20 protein-coding genes are annotated in these 23,890 nt (G+C 72.3%); 13 read left to right on the top strand and 7 right to left on the bottom strand.

The genetic code is table 11. The annotated features are described in order from the left end of the window. Positions 1 to 106: 106 nt before the first annotated feature. Positions 107 to 739, top strand: a complete 633-nt coding sequence (locus OG622_RS36275; RefSeq protein WP_371580854.1) for a class I SAM-dependent methyltransferase — start codon at positions 107 to 109, stop codon at positions 737 to 739. A gap of 284 nt (positions 740 to 1,023) precedes the next feature. Here the strand turns inward: OG622_RS36275 and OG622_RS36270 are convergent, their stop codons facing one another. After that, positions 1,024 to 1,236: a hypothetical protein gene (locus tag OG622_RS36270; protein ID WP_371580853.1), complete on the bottom strand. Its 213-nt coding sequence runs from the start codon at positions 1,234 to 1,236 to the stop codon at positions 1,024 to 1,026. A gap of 126 nt (positions 1,237 to 1,362) precedes the next feature. Here OG622_RS36270 and OG622_RS36265 point away from each other — a divergent pair, with 126 nt between their 5' ends. Beyond that, positions 1,363 to 2,565: a bifunctional adenosylcobinamide kinase/adenosylcobinamide-phosphate guanylyltransferase gene (locus tag OG622_RS36265; protein ID WP_371580852.1), complete on the top strand. Its 1,203-nt coding sequence runs from the start codon at positions 1,363 to 1,365 to the stop codon at positions 2,563 to 2,565. Here the strand turns inward: OG622_RS36265 and OG622_RS36260 are convergent. Then, complete coding sequence (locus OG622_RS36260) at positions 2,554 to 3,513, bottom strand: class I SAM-dependent methyltransferase (protein WP_371580851.1); 960 nt, start codon at positions 3,511 to 3,513, stop codon at positions 2,554 to 2,556. The two genes, OG622_RS36265 and OG622_RS36260, sit on opposite strands and share 12 nt — an antisense overlap. Positions 3,514 to 3,706: 193 nt before the next feature. Between OG622_RS36260 and cobT the strand changes: the two genes are divergently transcribed. Beyond that, a complete protein-coding gene (gene cobT / locus OG622_RS36255; RefSeq protein ID WP_371580850.1) occupies positions 3,707 to 4,825 on the top strand; it encodes a nicotinate-nucleotide--dimethylbenzimidazole phosphoribosyltransferase in 1,119 nt (372 codons plus the stop codon). Positions 4,826 to 5,236: 411 nt separating this feature from the next. Here the strand turns inward: cobT and OG622_RS36250 are convergent, their stop codons facing one another. Continuing rightward, positions 5,237 to 6,085 carry a hypothetical protein gene (locus OG622_RS36250; RefSeq protein ID WP_371580849.1) on the bottom strand — a complete coding sequence of 283 codons (849 nt, stop codon included), beginning with the start codon at positions 6,083 to 6,085 and terminating at the stop codon, positions 5,237 to 5,239. Between the two features lie 70 nt (positions 6,086 to 6,155). Here OG622_RS36250 and OG622_RS36245 point away from each other — a divergent pair, with 70 nt between their 5' ends. After that, positions 6,156 to 6,998 carry an adenosylcobinamide-GDP ribazoletransferase gene (locus OG622_RS36245; protein ID WP_371580848.1) on the top strand — a complete coding sequence of 281 codons (843 nt, stop codon included), beginning with the start codon at positions 6,156 to 6,158 and terminating at the stop codon, positions 6,996 to 6,998. A 35-nt stretch (positions 6,999 to 7,033) separates the two neighbouring features. Here OG622_RS36245 and OG622_RS36240 read toward each other — a convergent pair whose 3' ends face one another. Further along, the gene (locus OG622_RS36240; RefSeq protein WP_371580847.1) at positions 7,034 to 7,819 is read right to left on the bottom strand and encodes an endo alpha-1,4 polygalactosaminidase; all 786 of its coding nucleotides are present in this window, start codon (positions 7,817 to 7,819) and stop codon (positions 7,034 to 7,036) included. Positions 7,820 to 8,285: 466 nt separating this feature from the next. Between OG622_RS36240 and OG622_RS36235 the strand changes: the two genes are divergently transcribed. The 7 genes from OG622_RS36235 (at position 8,286) to OG622_RS36205 (ending at position 19,198) form a co-directional block, all read left to right on the top strand. Beyond that, on the top strand, positions 8,286 to 9,833 hold the full coding sequence (locus tag OG622_RS36235) for a leucyl aminopeptidase (protein WP_371580846.1): 1,548 nt from the start codon (positions 8,286 to 8,288) through the stop codon (positions 9,831 to 9,833). Between the two features lie 290 nt (positions 9,834 to 10,123). Further along, positions 10,124 to 11,512, top strand: a complete 1,389-nt coding sequence (gene lpdA, locus OG622_RS36230; protein WP_371580845.1) for a dihydrolipoyl dehydrogenase — start codon at positions 10,124 to 10,126, stop codon at positions 11,510 to 11,512. Between the two features lie 59 nt (positions 11,513 to 11,571). Continuing rightward, positions 11,572 to 13,335, top strand: a complete 1,764-nt coding sequence (gene sucB / locus OG622_RS36225) for a 2-oxoglutarate dehydrogenase, E2 component, dihydrolipoamide succinyltransferase (RefSeq protein WP_371580844.1) — start codon at positions 11,572 to 11,574, stop codon at positions 13,333 to 13,335. A gap of 301 nt (positions 13,336 to 13,636) precedes the next feature. Then, positions 13,637 to 14,278 (top strand): GntR family transcriptional regulator, encoded by a 642-nt coding sequence (locus OG622_RS36220; protein WP_371580843.1) that lies wholly within the window; start codon positions 13,637 to 13,639, stop codon positions 14,276 to 14,278. A 439-nt stretch (positions 14,279 to 14,717) separates the two neighbouring features. Further along, positions 14,718 to 17,420 (top strand): pyruvate dehydrogenase (acetyl-transferring), homodimeric type, encoded by a 2,703-nt coding sequence (gene aceE, locus OG622_RS36215; protein ID WP_371580842.1) that lies wholly within the window; start codon positions 14,718 to 14,720, stop codon positions 17,418 to 17,420. Positions 17,421 to 17,576: 156 nt separating this feature from the next. Further along, entirely contained in the window at positions 17,577 to 18,566 is a 990-nt protein-coding gene (locus tag OG622_RS36210) for a helix-turn-helix transcriptional regulator (protein WP_371580841.1), read from the top strand. Positions 18,567 to 18,673: 107 nt separating this feature from the next. Continuing rightward, entirely contained in the window at positions 18,674 to 19,198 is a 525-nt protein-coding gene (locus OG622_RS36205; RefSeq protein WP_371580840.1) for a DUF4240 domain-containing protein, read from the top strand. A 75-nt stretch (positions 19,199 to 19,273) separates the two neighbouring features. Here OG622_RS36205 and OG622_RS36200 read toward each other — a convergent pair whose 3' ends face one another. Further along, positions 19,274 to 19,570, bottom strand: coding sequence for a hypothetical protein (locus tag OG622_RS36200; protein ID WP_371580839.1), 297 nt, complete (start codon positions 19,568 to 19,570; stop codon positions 19,274 to 19,276). A gap of 103 nt (positions 19,571 to 19,673) precedes the next feature. Beyond that, positions 19,674 to 20,411 (bottom strand): peptidoglycan recognition protein, encoded by a 738-nt coding sequence (locus OG622_RS36195; RefSeq protein WP_371584331.1) that lies wholly within the window; start codon positions 20,409 to 20,411, stop codon positions 19,674 to 19,676. A gap of 394 nt (positions 20,412 to 20,805) precedes the next feature. Between OG622_RS36195 and OG622_RS36190 the strand changes: the two genes are divergently transcribed. Beyond that, positions 20,806 to 21,990, top strand: coding sequence for a MarP family serine protease (locus OG622_RS36190; RefSeq protein ID WP_371580838.1), 1,185 nt, complete (start codon positions 20,806 to 20,808; stop codon positions 21,988 to 21,990). 78 nt (positions 21,991 to 22,068) lie between these two features. Here OG622_RS36190 and OG622_RS36185 read toward each other — a convergent pair whose 3' ends face one another. After that, positions 22,069 to 22,557, bottom strand: coding sequence for an N-acetyltransferase family protein (locus OG622_RS36185; protein ID WP_371580837.1), 489 nt, complete (start codon positions 22,555 to 22,557; stop codon positions 22,069 to 22,071). Between the two features lie 136 nt (positions 22,558 to 22,693). Between OG622_RS36185 and OG622_RS36180 the strand changes: the two genes are divergently transcribed. Beyond that, the gene (locus OG622_RS36180) at positions 22,694 to 23,617 is read left to right on the top strand and encodes a TIGR01777 family oxidoreductase (protein ID WP_371580836.1); all 924 of its coding nucleotides are present in this window, start codon (positions 22,694 to 22,696) and stop codon (positions 23,615 to 23,617) included. Positions 23,618 to 23,890: the final 273 nt, after the last annotated feature.

The raw sequence follows: 23,890 nt of genomic DNA, 5'->3' as shown, positions 1-23,890 counted from the left end.
CACGCTGCGTGAGGTCGTACGACAGGAGCTGGTCTCCCGGCAGGTCGACGAGCAGATAGCCGGACGCTTCCCGGTCGGGCAGCGGCTCCGGGTCCTCGACGTGGGCATGGGTCAGGGCACGCAGGCCCTGCGGCTGGCCCGGGCCGGGCACGCGGTGACCGGCATCGAGCGTGAGGCGAAGCTGATCGCCGTGGCCCGGGAGGCGCTCGCCGCCGAGCCCGAGGGCATCCGGGGCCGGGTGCGGATCGTCGAGGGCGACGGCCGGGACACGGGGGTCCACTTCCTGCCGGGCAGTTTCGACGTGGTCCTCTGTCATGGGGTCCTGATGTACGTCGAGGAGCCGGACGCGCTGCTGGCGGGACTGGCGCGGATGCTGGCGCCCGGGGGGCTGCTGTCGCTGCTCGTACGGAACGGCGACGCGCTCGCGATGCGGGCGGGGCTGGCCGGGGACTGGGCGGGGGCGCTGGCCGCCTTCGACACCACCGCGTACCGGAATCGGCTCGGCCTCGATGTGCGGGCGGATCGGCTGACGACACTGACGGACGCGCTCGCGGGGATCGGGGCGCCGTTGCACGCGTGGTACGGGGTGCGGGTGTTCACGGATCTGGCCGCGGACGATGCGGGGGTTCCTCTTGACGGGGATCTGGACGCGTTGCTCGCCGCTGAGGAGCGGGCGGGGCGGACGGATCCCTATCGGCGGGTCGCGGCGTTGCTGCACCTGTGCGGTGTGCGCGGCTGAGTTTTTGTCTCGCCCCCGCGGCCCCTACCCGTCCCTCCCCCACCAGGGGCTGCGCCCCTTCGACCCCCATCCGCGGGTTCGGTGGGGGCTGGTCGCGCAGTTCCCCGCGCCCCTGAAAAGCAGGGGCTGCGCCCCTTGCTTTTTCGGCCCGAAAGGGCCGTAGGCCCTTAGGGGCGCGGGGAACTGCGCGGCCAGCCCCCACTCGGCCGCGGACGACGAACGCACCCGTCCCGCGGGGTTCGGGGCGGAGCCCCGGGTGGGAGCCCCGCCCCACCGCGGAGCGGCTACGCGTCCTGGGCGTTCAGGCTCATCGGGCCGTAGATCTTCGTCGTGTCCTCGGAGAGGTGGACCTGTTCGGCGCCGCCCTCCAGGAGTTCCTTCCAGTGTTCCCCGATCCACGACTCGGCGTCCCCCTGGGTCGTGAACTCCTCGGGCTGGACCGCGGGCTGGACCTCAGTCCCGTCGGCCTTCTCGAACCGCCACGTCCATGCCGCCATGTGAGCCTCCGTAAGTACCGGCCCGGCACCGCACACAGGGTGCCAAGCAAGATCCGGTTCCTCCCTTGAGCCTAGTCGGACGCACAAGATCTGCGGGTGTTCATCGGGACACGCGAAAATCGGGGCGTGGAACTGACTTTGCTCGGCACCGGCGCTCCCGCGGGGCTTCCCCGCCCCGACTGTCCGTGCGCGGCGTGTGCGACCGCGCTCGGTGATGCCGCGCGCGGGGCGACCGCGCTGCTCGTGGACGGCACACTGTTGCTCGACCTCACTCCGGGCGCCGCCCTCGCGGCCGCGCGCGCCGGGCATTCGCTGACCGGTGTGCGGCAGGTACTGCTGTCGCATCCGCACGACGGGCCCGCCGTGGAGGTGCCGGCGGGGCTGCCGCAGCCGGGGCGGGTGCCGGACGGGCGGGAGCTGGCGCTGCTGACCGGGCACCGGGTGCGGGCGCTGGCACTGGACGCGCCGGGCACGGGGTACGCGGTGTCCGGGCCGGGCGGGCAGCGGTTGCTGTATCTGCCGCCGGGGGGCGCGCCGGCCGGGCTGGAGGAGCGTTCGGTGGAGCCGTACGACATGGTGCTCGCCGATGTCCTGGGGCGTCCGGACGCGCTGGCGCGGCTGCGGAGGGTGGGTGCCGTCGGGCCGACGACCGATGTCGTCGCCGTGCACATCGACCACGACGTGCCGCCGGACGGCGAGTTGCCGCGCCGGCTCGCGGCGGCGGGCGCGCGCGCCGTGCCGGACGGGACGACGCTGGCGGTGGGCGCCTACGAGGACGTGCCCGATGTGCCGCGCCGCACGCTGGTGGTCGGCGGGGCGCGGTCCGGGAAGTCGGTGGAGGCCGAGCGGCGGCTGGAGGCGTTTCCGGACGTGCTGTACGTGGCGACCGGCGGGACGCGCACCGGCGACGGGGAGTGGGCCGCACGGGTCACCTCCCACCGTGAGCGGCGGCCCGGCTCCTGGCACACGGTCGAGACCTGCGACCTGGTCCCGCTGCTGAAGGACGACGGGGCGCCGCTGCTCGTCGACTGTCTCTCCCTGTGGCTGACGGACGCGATGGACTCGGTGGGGGCGTGGGACGACGCGGAGTGGGCCGGCGGCGGGGAGCGCGCGCTCCGGGCGCGTGTCACCGAGCTGACCGACGCCGTGCGGCACACGCGCCGCACGATGGTCGCCGTCTCGAACGAGGTCGGCTCCGGCATCGTCCCCGCCACCGCCTCCGGCCGCCGCTACCGCGACGAACTCGGACGGCTCAACGCGGCCTTCGCGGCGGAATGCGAGCACGTGTTGCTGGTGGTGGCGGGGCAGTCTCTGTCCCTACGGGGCTGAGGCGGACGGACCGGGCCAGGGCGGCGGAGGGGTCGAGGAGAGCGGTGGGAGGTCGGCCACCGGGGCTGGGGGCACTGCGGGGGCGGTTGGTTGTGCGGTGCGGCGCGCGAGGATGCGGTGGGCGCGCGGCGGGAGGGGGGTGCAGGGGCGGGTGGTGAGGATCTCGTAGCCCAGGGACCGCAGTTCGGAGAGCAGGTTGCGCAGGGGGATGAGGTGGAGGGGGCGCAGGCCGTCGTGCGGCTTCCAGAACCGGCGGCTCCTGAGGGACCGCGTGCCGAACGGGCGGGCCCGGTCCGGGACTTCGAGGAGGAGGTGGCCGCCGGGACGCAGGACGGTGTGGGCGGCGCGGAGTTCCTCGCGGGGATCGGCGGTGTGTTCCAGGTGGTGGAACATGCTGACCACGTCGTAGCGGGCACGCAGCCGCGCGGTGATCTCCGGATCGGTGAGCAGGCCCTGGTACGCCTCCTCCACCCGCCCGGCCTCCCAGGCCTGTTCGATGCGCCGGGTCGGGTCGAGGCCGTCGAAGGAGGTGTACGGGTGGATCTCGCGCGCGGCCTCCGGGAAGTGGCCGTGGCCGGTGCCGACGTCCAGCCAGCTCTCCGGTTCGAGGTACGCCCGCAGCGCGCGGGCGGCGGCCCGGTGATGCCGGCGGAGTCGGCGGCCCCGGCGCCCTGCGAGGATCGCGCTGATGTCGTCCTCGACGGGGTGCTGGTGGTGCCGGAGCAACAGCCCGTCCGCGGTGGGCCGGGGGTTCTGGAAGGCGTGGGCGCAGTCCCGGCACTCGTCGACCACGAACGTGCCCGGCGTGCGCCGGCTCCCTTCCGGCGCTCGCACCCGCGTACGCAACTGCCGTGAACCGCACCACGGGCAGTCGCCCCGGCGCGGTTCGTGGAAGGGGTCGGCTCCCGAGGCGGGTCGGCCGGGCTCCGGCCGCGGGGTGGGGGGCATGGCGGCTCCTGGGGAACGACGGGATCGCGTACGCGACCGGGACGACGACGTACGGACATTCGCACCGAAAAGGTACGTACGTGAGCGTGATCCCGGGTGCAATGACGTGCCGGTGGCGCGGTGGGACGTTCGTACGCCGTGGGGTCACGGTGTGGCGCGGTCGTGTTCGATCGCTGCCGGTACTGTTCGGCGAATGAGCTCGCTTAATCTCGACGACTTCACCGATCTGATCGAGCGCCCCGACGGTGGGGTGCGCCGCGACGCCGAGGCTCGGCGGGAACGGCAGATCGTGCCGCCCGGGGCACTGGGCCGCCTCGACGAACTGGGTGAGTGGCTGGCGGCGGCACAGTCGGCCGTGCCGGTGCGGCCGATCGGCCGGGCCCGTGTGGTGCTGTTCGCGGGCGACCACGGGATCGCCGAACTCGGCGTCTCCGCGCGGGCCGCGGGCACCGCGGACCAGCTGGTGCGGGCCGTCCTCGACGGCGCCAGCCCGGTGGCGGTGCTGGCCCGGCAGCTCGACGTACCCGTACGCGTGGTGGACCTCGCGCTCGACTGCGACCCGGAGGCGCTGCCCGCGGAGGTCGTACGGCACCGGGTGCGGCGCGGGTCCGGGCGTATCGACGTCGAGGACGCGCTGACGAGGGAGGAGGCGGAGGCCGCGTTCCGGGTGGGCGTCGCCCTCGCGGACGAGGAGGCGGACTCCGGGACCGACCTCGTCGTCCTCGGCGATGTGAGCGTCGGCGGGACCACGGCGGCGGCGGTTCTCGTCGCCGGGCTGTGCGGGACCGACGCGTCCGTCGTCACCGGGCGGGGCGGCCGGGCGATCGACGATCTGGCGTGGATGCGCAAGTGTGCGGCCGTACGGGACGCTCTGCGGCGGGCCCGGCCGGTGCTCGGTGACCAGTTGCAGTTGCTCGCGACCGTGGGCGGGGCGGATCTCGCGGCCATGACCGGGTTCCTGTTGCAGAGCGCGGTGCGGAAGATGCCGGTGATCCTGGACGGTGTGGTGTCCGCGGCCTGTGCGCTGGTCGCCCAGCGGGTCGCCTTCCGGGCGCCGGACTGGTGGCTGGCCGGGCAGAGCAGTGGGGAGCCGGCCCAGGCCAAGGCGCTGGACCGGATGGCCATCGAGCCGCTGTTCGACCATGGCGTGAAGGTCGGGGAAGGGGCGGGGGCGCTGCTGGCGCTGCCGCTGGTGCGGGCCGCTGCGGCGCTGGCGGCGGAGCTGCCGGAGCGGGAGCTGCCGGAGCCGGAGCCGGCCAAGCCGGAAGAGGCCGAGGAGAAGAACCTCGGCGAGGAGTACGACGCGACCTAGAAGTGACCCGGGAGCGGTGCGGGGGCGGATGCGGGGGCGTCACGTACGGCCGGTTCGGCACCGTCGGACCGGCCGTCCTGGTTGCCCACCGTCGCGGCGGAAATGAATGCCGAGCGGCGGATCCGAGCGGGAGACAGACCCCTCGGACGCGCGAGTCGTGGACACCGGGCCGTCGGTGGCCGTGGTGGGGCACGCCGTGTTCGTGGGGTGCCGCTTCCGGGCGTGCGTGACGGCGGGCGCGGCTGACGAGGTGCCGGTCGTCGAGGTGCTGGTCGTCGTGGCGATGATCATCGAGGTGCCGGTCGTCAAGGTGCCGGTCGTCGAGGTGCTGGTGAAGGAGAACCTCGCGGGCAAGGAGCATCTGGCGGCGATCGCGGCGGTGCTGGTGGGGTGCGGGGCCGTGGCCGTACGTCAGCGGCGCTCCGGCGGATCGGCCGGTTCCGACGGGCCGGTGGGGCCGGACGAACGGGAGGGGCCGGCGGGGAGCGCGGGGCGGGCCGCCGATACCAGTTCCGGTGGTGCCACGTCCGGGGTGCCGCCGATCCAGTCCTGAAGGCGGCGGCTGGGGCCCGTCCAACGGCGGTCGTGGCGGTAGGCACGCTTCCAGGACCGGGCGCGGGTGCGTGGGCGGCGGCGGTAGAAGCGGCGGGCCCAGGCGGAGGTGGGGCGGGCCAGGCGGACGGCGCCGATGACGGCGATGAACGGGATGACCACGCCGAAGATCGCCGTGCGGGCCTTGCCCTTGGCGAGGGCGATCAGGGCGATGAGGAAGTTCGTCCCCATGCTGACCATGACGGCTCCCCGGTCCTGGAGCTCCTCGTCGTCGAGGTCGTCGACGCCGAAGGGGAGGAAGCCGACCAGCATCAGGCCCACCAGGGCCGCCGTCAGCACGACCACTTCGACGCTCTGGCGGCCCGCCTCGCTCCAGTACACGTCGTCGAGGTGCAGGATCAGCGCGAACTCGTCCAGCACCAGGCCCACGCCCATGCCGAACAGCACGGCGGAGATCAGCGCGCCGAAGCCGTGCCCGTCGCCGGCCACCGAGCCGAAGCCGCCGATGACGGTGAGGACGACGCCGGGGACGACGTGGTGGATGTGCACGCCGCCGCTGCCGCTGATGTTGCGGAAGGGGCCCTTGCCCGCACGGATGAGGCGGGTGACGACCCGGGTGATCAGGAATGTCAGGACGAACGCGGTGAGTGCGAGAAGCAGGGGCAGTTTGCCCGGCTCGATGATGTTCCGCTCCCACCAGTGACCCATATGCGAACTTTATCCATCACCGCCCCTGGCCGCCGCCGAGCCCACCCGCCGCGCCGGGTAGCCTGCGCCGGTGTCCACGACCCCCGAGCCCCCGGACGACGAGCCCGTGTCCCCGAAGTCCGTGTCCCCCAAGTCCGGGCGCGCGTTCTCCGACGGCCCGCGTTTCGCGTTCGGCACCCTGACCGTGCTGCCGGTGGCCGTTCATCGCTGGGACCGCGAGGCCGCGCGCGCCGGGATGCTGTGCGCGCCCGTCGCCGGACTGGTCGTCGGGCTGGGCGCGGCCGTGCCCGGCGGGCTCCTCCTGCTCCTGGGGGCCGGTCCGCTGCTCGCCGCCGTGGCCTCCGTCGCCGTACCAGCCGTACTCACCCGGGGCCTCCACCTGGACGGGCTCGCCGACACCGCCGACGGGCTCGGCAGCGGCAGGCCCGCCGAGGACGCCCTGCGGATCATGAAGCAGTCGGACATCGGGCCGTTCGGGGTCGTCACCCTCGTCCTCGTACTGCTGGCCCAGGTCGCCGCGCTCACCGAGGCGTACGGCGAGTCCTGGGCGCTGGGCGCGCTCGCGACGGCCGTGTCGGCGACCACCGCGAGGCTGGCCCTGACCCTGGCCGCGCGCGCCGGCGTACCCGCCGCCCGGCCGGAGGGGCTGGGGGCGGCGGTGGCGGGGGTGGTGCCGGTACGGGCCGCACTGCTCGTGGCCGTCCTGGTCGGGTGCGCGGCGGCGGGCGCGGGGGCACTCCTCGGGCCGTACGACCTCGGCCGCGCGGCCCTCGCGGTCGTCCTCGCCTGCGGTGCCGCCGAACTCCTGCTCCGCCATTGCGTACGGCGGTTCGGCGGCGTCACCGGTGATGTGTTCGGCGGCCTGGCGGAGACCGCGGCGACGGCGGCCCTCGTCGTGTTCACCCTGGGGTGAACACGACGTGATCCCCGAGCTGATCACCGAGGTGATCAACAGGCCTTCCGCCACACCCCCAGTTCCCACTTCTTCAGCAACGAGCTGAGCTCCAGGCGCCGGGCCTCGGGACAGAAGTCGCCTGTTCTCATCTCGTACTCGACGTGGAAGACGGCCTTGCCGGCCTCGATGAACGGGGTCAGGTCGTCGCACTCCCCGTACTGGGCGCACTGCTCGTTGACGGCGAAGTCGAAGTCGTCGACGAGTTCCGGGATCTGGTCGAGGTCGTTCTTCAGGCCGACGGCGAGGCCCCGTTCGTGGGCGAGGCGGGCGATGAGACGGTTGTAGCGGAGCTGGTCGGCGGCCGTGAGGGGGAAACCCGTCCTGTTGCGGTAGCCGTCCATGTTGTCGGGCTCGACCGCGTCGAAGCCCTTCTCCGCGCACATGTCCATGCGGGCGGCCATCAGGGGTTCGAGGACGTCGGTCTCGCGGATGTCGAGCCAGCGCTCGCCCTCCCAGCCGTTGCCCTTGCCCAGGACCCGGTCCGGGAACGTTTCGGCGTCCGGGCGCCAGTCCTCCCAGGCGCCGGTCGACAGATAGCAGATCACCTTGCGGCCGTCGTCGTGCAGCCCGGCGACCGTGTCGGCGGAGTGGTCGAAGCCGTCGATGTCGTACACGGGGACGTCGACGGAGGTGTCCAGGCGCCCGCTGAGCTGCCACTGCCACTCCGTGCCCGGCTCCGGGCGCCAGCGGGCGCCCGGCTTGTCGTCGGAAGCGGCAGTGCACCCCACCGCCAGCAGGAGCAGGGACAACAGGGCCCTGCGGGCGAGAACGCGGGTCATCGGACGGGCTCCAGGGCGTGCGTACGTGCGGCGGCGCGCGGCAACTTACCCCCAGGGATGAGTTGATCACTCACTGGCGGGATGAGTGTGACCCAGGTCATGGCATACGAGGCACGAGAATGGCCATGCAGCCGCACAGGGGTGAACACCCGCAGGGGTGATCGAAATCGGCCGCCGACGCTACGCGCGGAGACCGTCGGCGCTACGCGCGAAGACCATGGAGCCGCGACACCGACCCGGCGACAAGGGATCCCCCTATGCCGAAAACATGGGGATCTCCCTGCCCGTCCGGAGCGGAAAGTCGGGGAGGCTGGTCGCAGCGGACGCCGTACGGACGGCGAGAGCGCAACCGGCCCACGCCCCAGGTCCGATGGGCCGAACAAGGGCCTAGGCTCGTTCTCGGCACGTCGACCCATCACCATCCGTTCGGCCACCGAAACTCAATCGGAAGCGAGATTCCACCACCGTGACTGCTCTCACTCTCAGCACCGCCGCCGCGCCGGGCCTCCGTGCCGACGCGATCGTGGTCGGTGTCGCGAAGGGCCCTGCATCTCGGCCTGGGGGCCTGGTCGTCGCGCCGGGTGCCGAGGCCGTGGACAAGGCCTACGACGGCAAGCTGGCCGACCTCCTGGAGACCCTCGGCGCCTCGGGCGCGGAGGGCGAGGTGACGAAGCTGCCCGCGCCGTCCGGCTTCAAGGCGCCGCTCGTGGTGGCGGTGGGCCTCGGCGCGGTGCCCGAGAAGGACGGCTCGTTCGGGGCGGAGGCGCTGCGCCGCGCGGCCGGTGCCGCAGCCCGTGCCCTGTCCGGTACGAAGAAGGCCGCGTTCATGCTGCCCGTCGAGGACGCCGACGCCGTGGGCGCCGTCTCCGAGGGCGCGCTGCTCGGCGCGTACTCCTTCGACGTCTACAAGGAGAGCGCGCCTTCGAAGAACGCCGCGAAGGCGAAGAACGGCAAGGCGCCGCTCGCCGAGGTCACCCTGCTCGGCGCGAAGCCCCGCGACAAGGCCCACAAGGCGGCCGCCGAGCGCGCGATCGCGGTGACCGAGGAGCTGAACCGCGCCCGCGACCTCATCAACACCCCGCCGAACGACCTCGACCCCGAGGCCTTCGCCGCCGTCGCGCAGACCGCGGCCAAGGAACACGGCATCAAGGTGACCGTGCTCGACGAGAAGGCGCTCGCCAAGGGCGGCTACGGCGGCATCCTCGGCGTCGGCGCGGGCTCCGCGGCCACGCCCCGGCTGGTGCAGCTGTCGTACACCCACGCCAAGGCGAAGAAGCACCTGGCGTTCGTCGGCAAGGGCATCACCTACGACTCGGGCGGCATCTCGCTCAAGCCCGCCGGGCACAACGAGACGATGAAGTGCGACATGAGCGGCGCGGCCGCCGTGTTCGCCGCGGTCGTCGCCGCCGCGCGCCTGGGCCTAGAGGTCAACATCACCGGCTGGCTCGCCCTCGCCGAGAACATGCCGTCCGGCTCCGCCACCCGCCCGGGTGACGTGCTGCGCATGTACAGCGGCAAGACGGTGGAGGTGCTGAACACCGACGCGGAGGGCCGGCTCGTGCTGGCCGACGCGCTCGCCAAGGCGTCCGAGGACAAGCCGGACGCGATCATCGACGTGGCGACGCTGACCGGGGCGATGATGCTGGCGCTGGGCAACCGGACGTTCGGGATCATGGCGAACGACGACGCGTTCCGCTCCGCGGTGCACGAGGCCGCGGAGGAGTCGGGGGAGCCGGCGTGGCCCATGCCGCTGCCGGACCACCTGCGCAAGGGGATGGACTCCCCGACCGCCGACATCGCGAACATGGGTGAGCGGTACGGCGGCGGGCTCGTCGCCGGGCTGTTCCTGAAGGAGTTCGTGGGCGAGGGCATCACCTGGGCGCACCTGGACATCGCGGGGCCGGCCTTCAACGAGGGCGGTCCCTTCGGGTACACGCCGAAGGGCGGGACCGGGACCGCGGTGCGGACCCTGGTGCGGCTGGCCGAGCGGGCCGCCTCCGGCGACCTGGGGTGATGGTCGCCCGGGAGCTCGATGCCTGAGGAGCGCGGGCGACTGCGGGCCGGCCGCGGCCGGTCGCGCGGTTCCCCGCGCCCCTGAAAGGCACGCTGTCCCGCTGCCCCGTCACATCTGAGCGTGTGGTGTCTCACACCCCGGCCCGGCGTCTCGTTCGCCGTCGACAAGTGCGAAGATGGGGCTCGGCAGGACAGGGCCCCCACCACAGGGCCGAAGAAGAGCGGCCGGACACCAGCCGCCGCGCGGTCATGGACGACCGGCGTACGGCGTACATGCATGGAGGACGTGACGTGGCGAACGACGCCAGCACCGTTTTCGACCTAGTGATCCTCGGTGGTGGTAGCGGTGGTTACGCCGCGGCCCTGCGCGGGGCTCAGCTGGGCCTGGACGTCGCCCTGATCGAGAAGGACAAGGTCGGCGGCACCTGCCTGCACCGGGGATGCATTCCCACGAAGGCCCTGCTCCACGCGGGCGAGATCGCCGACCAGGCCCGCGAGAGCGAGCAGTTCGGTGTGAAGGCCACCTTCGAGGGCATCGACGTCCCCGCCGTGCACAAGTACAAGGACGGCGTGATCTCCGGCCTGTACAAGGGTCTGCAGGGGCTCATCGCCTCCCGCAAGATCACCTACATCGAGGGTGAGGGCCGCCTCTCCTCCCCCACCTCCGTCGACGTCAACGGCCAGCGCGTCCAGGGCCGTCACGTCCTGCTGGCGACCGGCTCCGTGCCGAAGTCGCTGCCGGGCCTGGAGATCGACGGCAACCGAATCATCTCCTCGGACCACGCCCTCGTCCTGGACCGGGTGCCGAAGTCGGCGATCGTCCTCGGCGGCGGTGTCATCGGCGTCGAGTTCGCCTCCGCCTGGAAGTCCTTCGGCACCGACATCACGATCATCGAGGGCCTGAAGCACCTCGCCCCGCTCGAGGACGAGAACTCCTCCAAGCTTCTTGAGCGCGCCTTCCGCAAGCGCGGCATCAAGTTCAACCTGGGCACCTTCTTCTCGAAGGCCGAGTACACCCAGGACGGTGTCAAGGTCACGCTCGCCGACGGCAAGGAGTTCGAGGCCGAGCTGCTGCTGGTGGCCGTCGGCCGCGGGCCCGTCTCCGCCGGTCTCGGCTACGAGGAGCAGGGCGTCGCCCTGGACCGCGGCTACGTCCTTGTCGACGAGTACATGCGGACGAACGTCCCGACCATCTCCGCCGTCGGTGACCTGGTCCCGACGCTCCAGCTCGCGCACGTCGGCTTCGCCGAGGGCATCCTGGTGGCGGAGCGTCTGGCCGGCCTGAAGGCCGTTCCGATCGACTACGACGGTGTCCCCCGGGTGACGTACTGCCACCCCGAGGTCGCCTCCGTGGGCATCACCGAGGCCAAGGCCAAGGAGATCTACGGTGCGGACAAGGTCGTCGCTCTGAAGTACAACCTCGCGGGCAACGGCAAGAGCAAGATCCTGAACACCTCGGGCGAGATCAAGCTCGTCCAGGTCAAGGACGGTGCCGTGGTCGGCGTCCACATGGTCGGCGACCGCATGGGCGAGCAGGTCGGCGAGGCCCAGCTGATCTACAACTGGGAAGCGCTCCCCGCCGAGGTCGCCCAGCTCATCCACGCCCACCCGACGCAGAACGAGGCGCTCGGCGAGGCCCACCTGGCCCTCGCGGGCAAGCCGCTGCACTCGCACGACTGACCCTCGGTCGACGAAGCGACGATCCAGACTTCCGCAATCGTTAAGGAGCAACCGAAACCATGGCGGTTTCCGTAACCCTTCCGGCGCTCGGCGAGAGCGTCACCGAGGGCACCGTCACCCGCTGGCTCAAGGCCGAGGGTGAGCGTGTAGAGGCCGACGAGCCGCTGCTCGAGGTGTCGACCGACAAGGTCGACACCGAGATCCCCTCCCCCGTCGCAGGCATCCTGGCGTCCATCAAGGTCGCCGAGGACGAGACGGTCGAGGTCGGCGCCGAGCTGGCTCTGATCGACGACGGCACGGGCGTGCCCGCCGCCACCCCGGCCCCCGCGGCCGAGGAGGCGCCGGCCCCGGCCCCCGAGCCCGCCGCTGCCGCGCCCTCCACCGAGCAGGCCGCCCCCGCGCCGGCCCCGACCGCCGAGGCCGCTACCGGCGCCGGCTCCGCCGAGGGCACCGACGTGGTCCTCCCGGCGCTCGGTGAGTCCGTCACCGAGGGCACTGTCACCCGCTGGCTCAAGGAGGTCGGCGACTCCGTCGAGGCCGACGAGCCGCTGCTCGAGGTCTCCACGGACAAGGTCGACACCGAGATCCCGGCGCCCACCTCCGGTGTGCTCCTGGAGATCACGGTCGCCGAGGACGAGACCGCCGAGGTCGGCGCCAAGCTGGCCGTCATCGGCGCCCCGGGTGCCGCTCCGGCGGCTGCTCCGGCTCCGGCCGCACCGGCTCCGGCGCCCGCCGCCGCTGCCCCGGCCGCCCCCGCGGCTCCGGCTCCGGCCGCTCCGGCCCCGGCGCCCGCCGCCGCTGCTCCGGCCGCACCGGCTCCCGCGCCGGCCCCGGTCACCCCGCCTCCGGCCGCTGCCGCCCCGGCCGCGTCCGCCGCCGCCAAGGCGACCGACGAGGGCGCGTACGTCACCCCGCTGGTGCGCAAGCTCGCCGCCGAGAACGGCGTCGACCTGGGCACAGTCAAGGGCACCGGCGTCGGCGGCCGTATCCGCAAGCAGGACGTCGTCGCCGCCGCCGAGGCCGCGAAGGCCGCTGCCGCCGCTCCGGCGCCGGTCGCCGCCGCTCCGGCCGCCAAGAAGGCGCCGTCCCTGGAGGCCTCGCCCCTGCGTGGCCAGACCATCAAGATGCCGCGCATCCGCAAGGTCATCGGCGACAACATGGTCAAGGCGCTGCACGAGCAGGCCCAGCTGTCGTCGGTCGTCGAGGTCGACGTCACCCGTCTGATGAGGCTGCGCGCCCGGGCCAAGGACTCCTTCGCGGCCCGCGAGGGCGTGAAGCTCTCCCCGATGCCGTTCTTCGTCAAGGCCGCGGCCCAGGCGCTGAAGGCGCACGCGCCCATCAACGCCCGGATCAACGAGGGCGAGGGCACGATCACCTACTTCGACGCCGAGAACATCGGTATCGCGGTGGACTCCGAGAAGGGCCTGATGACCCCGGTCATCAAGGACGCGGGCGACCTCAACATCGCCGGCATCGCCAAGGCCACCGCCGATCTGGCGGGCAAGGTCCGGGCCAACAAGATCACGCCGGACGAGCTCTCCGGCGCGACCTTCACCATCTCCAACACCGGTTCGCGCGGCGCGCTCTTCGACACGATCATCGTGCCGCCGAACCAGGTCGCGATCCTCGGTATCGGCGCCACGGTCAAGCGCCCCGCCGTGATCGAGACGGAGGAGGGCACGGTCATCGGCGTCCGCGACATGACGTACCTGACCCTCTCCTACGACCACCGTCTGGTCGACGGCGCCGACGCGGCCCGTTACCTGACGGCCGTCAAGGCGATCCTGGAGGCGGGCGAGTTCGAGGTCGAGCTCGGCCTGTGACGCCTCTGAACAGGGGCTTCTGAACAGAGGCCGCTGAGCACGGTACGGCGGTGCCCCGCCCGGAGTTCTCCGGGCGGGGCACCGGTGCGTTCACGCCCGCTCGACGCACGCGGGGAACCGGTCGCCGAGCCTGGCCGGTACGGGTCTTTACAAACCGGCCGCCACGGGAACGTGTAAGTCTCGTCTCACCTGCGCGAAAGCACCCCCGTGCGTCTCTCCCCCGAAGGGCCCCGGCTCTATTGTCTAGAGGTCAACGCCCTTGGGGCTCGTCCCCCGCCGGTCCCCCGCCGAAGGAGCCCTCATGACCACCGCGCCCGTCGTCCACTCGCTGCGCGAACAGATCCGCGAGCACATCGTGGAGGGGATCGTGAGCGGGCGGTGGAAGCCGGGCGAGCGGATCGTGGAGCGGCGGATCGCGACGGAGCTGGAGGTCAGCCAGACTCCCGTGCGGGAGGCGCTGCGCGAGCTGGAGTCGCTGCGGCTGATCGAATCCGCGCCGAACAAGGGCGTACGGGTGCGGAATCTGACCGCCGCCGACCTGGAGGAGAGCTACCCGGTGCGGGCCGGCCTGGAGGCGATCGCGGCGGAGCTGGCGGCGGAGCGGCTGGCCGAGGACTGCTCGGCGCTGGAGCCCCATGTGGCCGCGCTGTACGAGGCGGACCGCAACGCCGACGGCACGTCGCAGGTGCGGCACACGGTGGCGTTCCACCGCGAGCTGGTGCGGGCGGCCGACAACTCGGTGCTGCTGCACACCTGGGAGGGCCTGGGCATCGAGGTCTTCACGGCGCTCAGCATCCGCTGGCTGGGCACGGTGCAGCAGTCCTATGCCGAGGAGCACGAGGAGCTGGTCGCGGCGTTCCGTCGCCGCGACCCGCGGATCGCGGACCTGGTCAAGTCCCACGTCCTGGGCTGCGCCCCGCACACGGACGACGAGTCGGCCTAGCCCTGGCCTAGCCCGTCGAGGGTGCGTTTTCGGCTGCGGGTGAGTGGGGGCTGGTCGCGCAGTTCCCCGCGCCCCTTGACGGCATGGGTCGCGTCCGGGGTTTTCAGGGGCGCGGGGAACTGCGCGAGCAACCACGACGTACCCGCACCCGCCAACGCGCCGAACCCCCTACCCCTTGAGCGCACCCCCGCTCAAACGCCACCTCACCTGCACAAACCCCGGCCCACCCGGCACCCGGTGTCTCCGCCGAAGGCACCCCGTGCCGACTTTCTCGAGATCAAGAGATTTTGCCCGCGACCCTTTGATCGATCATCGATCAGCGGGTTACAGTCGCGGCGGGCTTCTACCGAAGCCCATCGCCCTGTCCTGCCAAAGACCAAGGGCAACCCCCGAACCCTTACCGATGAGGGAACCCCCTTCGACTGAGGAAGGCGGCGCTATGACCGACTCCCACGCCATCCAGCCGAGCGCGCTCGACCAGCTCCCCGACCGCGATCCGGAGGAGACCGCCGAATGGCAGGCCTCGCTGGACGCCGTCACCAAGGCGGCCGGGCCGCACCGCGCGGCGTACCTGATGCGGCGCACCCTGGAGCGTGCGGAGGGCAACGGCATCGCGCTGCCCAAGCTGCTCGAGACGGACTACGTCAACACCATCCCGACCGCCGCCGAGCCGGGCGTGCCCGGTGACGAGGCGATCGAGCGCCGTATCACCGCGTGGAACCGCTGGAACGCGGCCGCGATGGTCACCCGTGGCTCCAAATACGGCGTCGGCGGCCACATCGCCACCTTCGCCTCCGCCGCCTGGCTCTACGAGACGGGCTTCAACCACTTCTTCAAGGGCAAGGAGGCCGACGGCTCGGGCGACCAGCTCTACATCCAGGGCCACGCCTCCCCCGGCATCTACGCCCGCGCCTTCCTCGACGGCCGGCTGAACGAGTCCCAGCTGGACAACTTCCGCCGCGAGTCCGGCGGCAACGGCCTCCCGTCGTACCCGCACCCCCGCCGCCTGCCCTGGCTGTGGGAGTTCCCGACGGTGTCGATGGGCCTCGGCCCGCTGTCCGCCATCTACCAGGCGCGCTTCAACCGCTATCTCACCAGCCGCGGCATCAAGGACGTCTCCGACTCCCACGTCTGGGCGTTCCTCGGCGACGGCGAGATGGACGAGCCGGAGTCGACGGCGGCACTCGCTCTGGCCTCCCGTGAGGGTCTCGACAACCTCACCTTCGTCATCAACTGCAACCTGCAGCGCCTCGACGGCCCGGTCCGCGCGAACTTCAAGATCGTGCAGGAGCTGGAGGCCCAGTTCCGCGGCGCCGGCTGGAACGTCGTCAAGTCGCTCTGGGGCTCGGCCTGGGACGAGCTGTTCCGGCTCGACACCACGGGCGCGCTCGTACGCCGCCTGCGCGAGGTACCCGACGCGCAGGTGCAGACGTACCAGACCCGTGACGCCGCCTACATCCGCCAGGACTTCTTCGGCAAGGACCCCGCACTCGTCGAGATGGCGAAGCTGCTGAGCGACGACAAGATCGTCGAGTGTTTCCACCTGTCCCGCGGTGGTCACGAGTCGCGCAAGGTGTACGCCGCCTACAAGGCCGCCGTCGAGTTCAAGGGCGCGCCGACCGTCATCCTGGCCCAGACCGTCAAGGGCTTCACGCTCGGTGAGGGCTTCGCGTCGAAGAACGCCAACCACCAGATGAAGAAGCTGTCGGTGGACGAGTTCAAGCAGATGCGGGACCTGCTCGAACTCCCCATCAGGGACAGCGACTTCGTCGACGGGGTCGTGCCCTACGGCCACCCGGGCGCCGACTCCGCCGAGGTCCGCTACCTCCAGGAGCGCCGCGCCACCCTCGGCGGTCCGGCCCCGGCCCGCCGTACGCACGCGCTCGCCCCGCTGCCGGCCGCCGCCGACAAGACCTTCGCCGCCTTCGACAAGGGCTCCGGCTCGCAGAACGTGGCGACGACCATGGCCTTCGTCCGGCTGATCAAGGACCTGGTCCGCGACAAGCAGACCGGCAGGCGCTGGGTGCCGATCGTCCCCGACGAAGCGCGCACCTTCGGCATGGAGTCGCTCTTCCCGTCCCTCGGGATCTACTCCCCCAAGGGCCAGACGTACGAGCCGGTCGACCGCGACCAGCTGATGTACTACAAGGAGGCCAAGGACGGCCAGATCCTCAACGAGGGGATCACCGAGGCCGGTTCCATGGCGGACTTCATCGCCGCGTCCACCGCGTACTCCACGCACGGTGAGGCGATGATCCCGTTCTACATCTTCTACTCGATGTTCGGCTGGCAGCGCACGGCCGACCAGATGTGGCAGCTCGGCGACCAGCTCGGCCGCGGCTTCCTCGTCGGCGCGACGGCCGGCCGTACGACCCTGACGGGCGAGGGCCTCCAGCACGCCGACGGCCACTCCCCGGTGATCGCGGCGACGAACCCGGCGGCGCTGACGTACGACCCGGCGTTCGCGTACGAGGTCGCGGCGATCGTCAAGGACGGTCTGCGCCGGATGTACGGCGAGGCGGCCCCGGGTGAGGACCAGAACGTCTTCTACTACCTGACCGTCTACAACGAGCCGATGCCGCAGCCCGCGAAGCCGGCCGTCGCGGGTGTGGACGAGGGCATCGTCAAGGGCCTGTACCGCTTCAACACGGCCGAGTCGGCGGGGCTGTCCCCGGTGGCGAACGCCCCGCGCGTCCAGCTGCTCGGCTCCGGCACGGCGATCCACTGGGCCCTTCAGGCACAGAGACTCCTCACGGAGGAGTGGGGCGTGGCGGCGGACGTCTGGTCCGCGACCTCCTGGAGCGAGCTGCGCCGGGACGCGCTGGAGGCGGATGCGGCGCTGCTGCGGGGTGAGGAGCGGCTGCCGTACGTCCGTCAGGCGCTGCAGGGTGCCGAGGGGCCGGTGTTGGCGGTCTCCGACTACATGCGGCAGGTTCCCGACCAGATCGCGCAGTGGGTCGAGCAGGACTACTCCTCGCTCGGTGCCGACGGCTTCGGTATCTCCGACACCCGTGAGGCGGCCCGCCGTCACTTCGGCGTCGACGCCGAGTCCGTGGTCGTGGCCGCCCTCGCCCAACTCGCCCGCCGCGGCGAGGTCAAGGCGACGGCGGTGAAGGAGGCGCGGGAGCGGTACGGGCTGTGACACCGGCGGGGGCGACGGGGGTTTTCCCGCGCCCCCGCCACCTCTGCCCGTCCCCGCCCGTCCCATCCCCAGAGGCTGTGCCCCTGCCTTTTCACGGCCCGCAGGGGCGGCGGGGGCGCGATCTCTGGCGTCGTCGGGGCCCGGCATCATGGGCGTATGCGTGCCGCCCGGCTGATCAAGATGGTGTTGTTGCTCCAGTCCCGGCCCTCCATGACCGCAGCCGAACTCGCGCGGGAGCTGGAGGTGTCCGAGCGGACCGTCACACGGGACGCCCAGGCGCTGTCGGAGGCGGGGGTCCCGGTGTACGCGGACCGGGGGCGGGCCGGGGGGTACCGGCTGATCGGCGGATACCGGACGCGGCTGACGGGGCTGGCCCGGAGCGAGGCCGAGGCGCTGTTCCTCAGTGGTGTGCCCGGGGCGCTGCGGGAGATGGGTTGGGAGGACGCGGCCTGCGCCGCCCGGCTGAAGGTCTCGGCGGCCTTGTCGCCCTCCCTCGGCGATGCCTCCCGTACGGCCTCCCAGCGGTTCCACCTCGACGCACCGAGCTGGTTCGCGGAGCCGAAGACCCCTGAGCTGCTGCCCGCCGTGGCGGACGCGGTGTGGGACGACCGCCGGATCGTCGCGCGGTACCGCAGGGGTGACGGCGAGGTCGGGCGCGAGCTGGAGCCGTACGGTCTCGTCCTCAAGGCAGGCGTCTGGTACCTGTGCGCCCGTGTCCCCCGCGCCGACGACGGCACCGCCTCCTTCAGGACCTACCGCATCGACCGCTTCCTCTCCGTCGACGCCGGCGGCGACCGCTTCACCCGCGACGAGGAGTTCGATCTGCCGGCCTACTGGGACGGGCAGACGGAACGGTTCGCCCGGTCGATCCTGCACGCCGAGGTCGTCGTACGACTTTCGGCCGAGGGGGTGCGGAGGCTGCCGCACGTCGTGGATCCCGTCTCGGCGCGTGACGCCCTGACGGCGGGCGACACCCCCGACGAGCACGGCCGGACGACCGTCACGCTCCGGGTCGAGTCGGAGAATGTGGCGCACGCCCAGCTCACGGGGCTGGGGCCGGAGGCCGAGGTGCTGGCCCCCGAGAGCCTGCGGGAGCGCTTCGCGGGCGACGCGCGCCGGCTCGCCGGGCTGTACGCGACGCCTTGAAGTCCGCTTGAAGTCCCCCTGAGGTCGCGGAGAACACCGGGCCGGAGATAACAATCCGCCGTCCTCCGCGTGCGTCCCACCCGCCCAGGCACGATGCTGGACCAGTGATGGACGAGACGGAGTTCTGGGAGTTGGTGGACACGGCCCGCGAGGACGCCGAGGGCGATCCCGAGGACCAGGCCGACCTGCTCGTGGAACGGCTCGGCCGACTGGACCCGGAGGCGGTGCTGGACTTCGCCCGGCACTTCGAGTCCCGTTACAACCGCGCCTACACCTGGGACCTCTGGGGCGCCGCCTGGGTGCTGCTCGGCGGAGCCAGCGACGACGCGTTCGACTTCTTCCGGTGCTGGCTGATCGGCCAGGGCCGGGAGGTCTTCGAGGGGGCGGTGCACGACCCCGACTCGCTCGCCGGTCTGCTGGACGACTTCGACGAGGAGATCGACGGGGACGGTGAGGAGCTGGGCTTCGCCGCGGACGAGGCGTACGAGCAGCTCACCGGTGTCGTCGCCCCGGATCTCGGCATCCCGCCCCCGCCCGGCGAACCCGAGGGCGCCCCCGTCGACTTCGAGAACGAGTCCGCGCTCGCGGAGCGCTGCCCGAAGCTCTGGGAGCGTTTCCGGACCCAGGGCTGAACCAGGGCCGGCCCGGGGCTGCACCGGGGCCGCCCCAGGACCTGTCCGGCGGAGCGTTCGAGTTCGAGGGGCGGTTCAGGCGCGCAGCCCGCGGCTCGACGGGCGCGGCAGGTACGCGTACTGCTCGGTGGTGTACGGCTGGGCGTGGTGGCGTCGTTCCTTGCCCGGGGCCGGGTGCTCGGGGGCCGAGGCCCCGTGCAGGGGCGCGGAGTTGGCGCGGTCCAGAGCGGACGCGGTGACGGCGGACGGGCCGAGCACGACGACGGCGGTCGCGCAGGCCACCGTCCAGGGGCTCCGCAGGGCCGAGGACCAGGACCTCTTCGGACCGCGGGACGCGTTCTTCGTACGGCTGCCGATCATTTTCCCCACCACTTTCCCCACCTCCGGTCGGCTGACACCGATGAAGTTAGGGCGCGGATCTTGGAGAAGTCTGTGAGACCCCGGCGCGCTGTCTGTGAACCTGATGAGATCCGTCTCAACGCCGTCCCTGGAGGCGTGCCGCCAGCTCCCTGATCGCGGGCAGGCGTTCCGCGAGGGCCGCGCCCGGGCAGCTGGTCATGTAGCCGTCGCTGTGGCCCGCGAGGGTGGGCAGCAGGGCGGTGGTGCCGGCGGCGTAGCGGCTGAGGCTGTTGCTGGAGGTGAGCTTGACGCTGCCGCGGGGGTCGCTGTCGGAGAGGCCGAGTTTCCAGGCGGCGAGGGCGGCGATCGCGTCGGTCATGGCCTGGGGGACGGGGACGCCGGCGGTGAAGGTACCGAGGGCGGCGATGCCGGTGGTGCGGTGGTTGAAGCCCTGGGTGTGAGCGCCTGTGACGGGGCGGTCGACGCCGCCCGCGCGGCCCTCGTAGATGGTGCCGCAGCGGTCGACGACGAAGTTGTAGCCGATGTCGTCCCAGTTCTTCGCGCCGGTCTGGCCGGCGTACAGGTGGCGGATGATGTGGGGCGCGTCGGCGCAGTCGTAGCCGTTGGGCGAGTCCGTGTGGTGGACGAAGACGGCAACGACCTCGTCGTCGTAGCGGGCGGGCGGCTGGCTGGGTGGCTCCTTCTCCAGCTCCAGCCAGCGGGCCCTGGGCACGATGGGCGGCCGGGGCGCCTGGTGCGGCGCGGGCCGGGCGGCCTCGGACCGGTCCGAGCGGGGCCCCGTACGGTCCACACCGATCACGCAGATCACCAGTGCCAGGACGGCCGCCAGTCCGGGCAGACAGGCCAGCAGCAGGAGGACGGGCCGTGGCAGGTCGACGCGCTCCCGGGCCAGGCGCAGACGGTCGCGGGAACGGCGCAGTCGCTCGCGGACCGGGCCCGGGGCGCGCGGGGTCCGTGTGCGGCGGTGCCCCACGCGGAGCAGCCGCCGTATTCGCGCCCCCCGTGACCTCCGGAACACACGCATGTCCCCAGAGTCACCCGGATGTGCTCCGGCCGCGATGTGGGGTGGGCCACCCGGTGGAAGCGGATGGAACCAACGCCGTGGTCCGGGACGTTTTTACTGTTCCAGGCGGATGTGCCGCGGTGGTGGCCGGTTCGCGCGGGCCATCGGGGTGCAGTGGGGGGCGTAGCTGATCACTGCGCCCGTCGCGCGCGTACTACAGGGTTCCTAGAGAGAGGCGGTTGGAGTGGACGTGCTCGACATCCTGCTGATGCTGGTGATCCTGGCCTACGCGGCATCGGGTTACCGTCGCGGCCTGGTAGCGGGATGTGTGTCCCTCGCCGGTTTCGTGGGCGGCGCGGCGATAGGCGTCTGGGTACTGCCCTGGATGATGGAGCTGGTGGAGGCGGGCACCCCGGCGGCGACGGTCACGGCGGTGCTGACGGTACTGGTGCCGGGGGTGATCGGGCACGAGCTGGCGGGCCGGCTGGCGCTGCGGCTGCGCCGGGAGATCGACCGCAGTCCGCTGCGGGTGGCCGACGGCGTCGGCGGGGCGGCGGCCAACACGCTCGCCGTGCTCATCGTGGCGTGGGTGGCCGCGAGCGTCCTCGGGGCGTCCTCGTCGGCGGTGGTGACCAACTCGATCCGTAACTCGGCGCTGCTCGGCGCCGTGCAGGACACCATGCCGGAGACCACCCCGGCCTGGTTCTCGGACGCCACCTCCGCGCTCACCGAGGCGGGCTTCCCGCAGGTCTTCAACCCGTTCGAGAACGAGGCGACGGCCGAGGTCGCCAAGCCCTCCGGCGACAGCGTCACCGCGGCCGCGACCGGCGCCGCCAAGCGGAGCACGGTGAAGATCGAGGGCGTCGCGGGCACCCAGGGCCGCGAGGGCAGCGGTTTCGTGTACGCCACCGAGCACGTGATGACCAACGCCCATGTGGTGGCGGGCATCGACGATCCGAGCGTGCGGGTGGGCGGCGTGGGCAGGGCGTACGAGGCGAAGGTCGTGCTCTTCGACCCCGACAAGGACGTGGCGGTCCTCTACGTCCCGGGGCTGAAGGCCCCGCTGCTGCGCTTCGACGACGGCGCCAAGCGCGGTGACGCGGCGGTCGTGGCCGGTTATCCGGAGGACGGCGGCCTCGACCTCCAGGCGGCCACGGTCGCCAGCCGTATCGACGCGACCGGCCGGAACATCTACAACACCGACTCGGTGACCCGCGACATCTACTCCATCCGCTCCACCGTCCGCCCCGGCAACTCCGGCGGCCCGCTCCTCACCACCGAGGGCCAGGTCTTCGGCGTCGTCTTCGCCCGCTCCACCTCCGACGCGGAGACGGGTTACGTCCTCACCGTGGACGAGGTCGTCCCGGACGCGGAGCGCGCGGCGAACGCGACGGCGGCGGTGGACACGGGCGACCTCGTGACGTCATGACCTCGTGACGTCACGACCTGGTGACCGGATGACCGGGTGACCTCGTGCGGGGCGCGTTCGGTGGCGGGTGCCGTCGGGTCAGAGCCGACGGCCCATCAGAACGTCGTCCACGTACGCCCCGTCGAGCAGGAACTCCTCCGGCAGGATTCCCTCCACGGCGAACCCCTCGGACTCGTAGAGCTTCCTGGCCGCGGTGTTGTGGCCGAGGACCCGCAGGGTGAGCCGCCGGGCGCCACGGTGGCGTGCCTCGTCCTGTACGGCGCGCAGCAGCGCCCGTGCGACGCCCGCCCCGCGCGCCCGCTCGGCGACGACCAGGCCCTGGATCTGGCCGACGTGCTTGTGGCAGGCGAGGTCGGAGGACAGCGCGAGACGGACGTACCCGACGACGGTGCCGCCGAGTTCTGCGACCAGGTGGTCGTGGGGGGCGTGACGCTCGTCGAAGAACGGCTGGTACGGCTGCGTGGGGCGGTCCTGGACGGAGTGCAGCGTGGACCAGGAGTCGCGGTCGAGTCGGCCGAGCGTGTCCTCGTCGTCCGCGGTCGCGGCGCGTATGTGCGGAACGGGCATGGCGGCCACTTTATAGCGACGGCACGGCTGTTCGGGGGCCGTCAGGGGCGGTGGTGGGTGCTCGCGGGTGGCGGCCCTGGGCGTCCAGGCCGCCCCCGGGTCCGCACTCTCGCCGCGCGCCGGGCAGGATGGGGGCATGACCGTTGAATCGCCCGTTGCGCCCGGTTCTCGTATCGCGATCGCCGGGGCGTCCGGCCTGATCGGTTCGGCGCTGGCCCGCTCCCTCACCGACGACGGCTACGAGGTGCTCCGGCTCGTGCGGCGGGCGCCCCGGGCGCGCGGTGAGGTGCGCTGGGACCCGGACGCGGGACAGGTCGACATGGCGGGGCTCGCGGGGTGCGCGGCCGTCGTCAATCTCGCCGGCGCGGGGGTCGCGTCCCGCCGCTGGACGGAGTCGTACAAGGCGACGATCCGCAACAGCCGGGTGCTCGGCACCAGGACGCTCGCCGAGGCCGCCGCCGCCCTCGACACACCGCCGAGCGTGTTCGTCAACGGCAGCGCGATCGGCTTCTACGGCTACACGGGCGACCGGGTCGTGGACGAGTCGGCGGAGCCGGGGTCGGAGTTCCTGTCCTCGTTGTGCGTGGAGTGGGAGGGGGCGACCGAGGCCGCGCGGGAGGCCGGGATCCGCACGGCGTTCGCCCGTACGGGGCTGGTGGTGGCCGGGGGCGGGGGTGCCTGGGGTCCGCTGTTCCCGCTGTTCAAGGCCGGGTTGGGCGGGCGGATGGGGAACGGCCGCCAGTACTGGAGCTTCATCTCCCTGCACGACGAGGTCGCCGCTCTGCGCCACCTCCTCTTCACGCCGTCGCTGTCCGGGCCGTTCAACCTGACCGCGCCGGCCCCGCTCACGAACCGCGAGATCACGGCGGCCATGGGCCGGGTCCTGCACCGGCCCACCCTGTTCACCGTGCCCGCGCCCGCGCTGCGGCTCGCTCTCGGCGGGGTCGCGGGCGACGTCCTGGGCAGCACGCGGGCCGTTCCGACGCGGTTGCTGGAGTCGGGCTTCGCGTTCACGTATCCGGAGATCGACGAGGCGATCCGGGCGGCGGCGGGCCGCTGAGGGGGTGCGTTGTCGGGTGCGGGTCCGGTGAGGGCTGGTCGCACAGTTCCCCGCACCCCTGAAAAGCAGGGGCTGCGCCCCGTGCTTTTCAACCCGCAGCTCGGTCGCCTATCAGGCCCACGGCCCCGTTGACTTTCAGGCTCGCGGCTCCGTCGCCTTTCGGGCCCGCAGACCTGTCGTCTTCCAGACCCGGAGGGGCCTGGTCCTTCAGGCCCGGAGGGGCCTCGTCTTTCAGGGGCGCGGGGAACTGCGCGGCCAGCCCCCACCGGGCCC

This window comes from Streptomyces sp. NBC_01314 (genome assembly GCF_041435215.1).
In the GTDB taxonomy this organism is placed as follows: Bacteria; Actinomycetota; Actinomycetes; order Streptomycetales; family Streptomycetaceae; genus Streptomyces.
Note: the sequence above shows the minus strand (reverse complement) of the source record. Positions and strands in the feature narration are given on the sequence as shown.

Bases quoted from the DNA above. Each gene is read 5' to 3' on its own strand.
- OG622_RS36210 (WP_371580841.1), top strand. From the start codon at position 17,577: ATGCGTGCCGCCCGGCTGATCAAGATGGTGTTGTTGCTCCAGTCCCGG.
- OG622_RS36250 (WP_371580849.1), bottom strand. From the start codon at position 6,085: ATGGGTCACTGGTGGGAGCGGAACATCATCGAGCCGGGCAAACTGCCC.
- OG622_RS36180 (WP_371580836.1), top strand. From the start codon at position 22,694: ATGACCGTTGAATCGCCCGTTGCGCCCGGTTCTCGTATCGCGATCGCC.
- OG622_RS36220 (WP_371580843.1), top strand. From the start codon at position 13,637: ATGACCACCGCGCCCGTCGTCCACTCGCTGCGCGAACAGATCCGCGAG.
- OG622_RS36240 (WP_371580847.1), bottom strand. From the start codon at position 7,819: ATGACCCGCGTTCTCGCCCGCAGGGCCCTGTTGTCCCTGCTCCTGCTG.
- aceE (WP_371580842.1), top strand. From the start codon at position 14,718: ATGACCGACTCCCACGCCATCCAGCCGAGCGCGCTCGACCAGCTCCCC.
- OG622_RS36205 (WP_371580840.1), top strand. From the start codon at position 18,674: ATGGACGAGACGGAGTTCTGGGAGTTGGTGGACACGGCCCGCGAGGAC.
- OG622_RS36270 (WP_371580853.1), bottom strand. From the start codon at position 1,236: ATGGCGGCATGGACGTGGCGGTTCGAGAAGGCCGACGGGACTGAGGTC.
- OG622_RS36275 (WP_371580854.1), top strand. From the start codon at position 107: ATGGGTCAGGGCACGCAGGCCCTGCGGCTGGCCCGGGCCGGGCACGCG.
- OG622_RS36185 (WP_371580837.1), bottom strand. From the start codon at position 22,557: ATGCCCGTTCCGCACATACGCGCCGCGACCGCGGACGACGAGGACACG.
- sucB (WP_371580844.1), top strand. From the start codon at position 11,572: ATGGCGGTTTCCGTAACCCTTCCGGCGCTCGGCGAGAGCGTCACCGAG.
- OG622_RS36260 (WP_371580851.1), bottom strand. From the start codon at position 3,513: ATGCCCCCCACCCCGCGGCCGGAGCCCGGCCGACCCGCCTCGGGAGCC.
- cobT (WP_371580850.1), top strand. From the start codon at position 3,707: ATGAGCTCGCTTAATCTCGACGACTTCACCGATCTGATCGAGCGCCCC.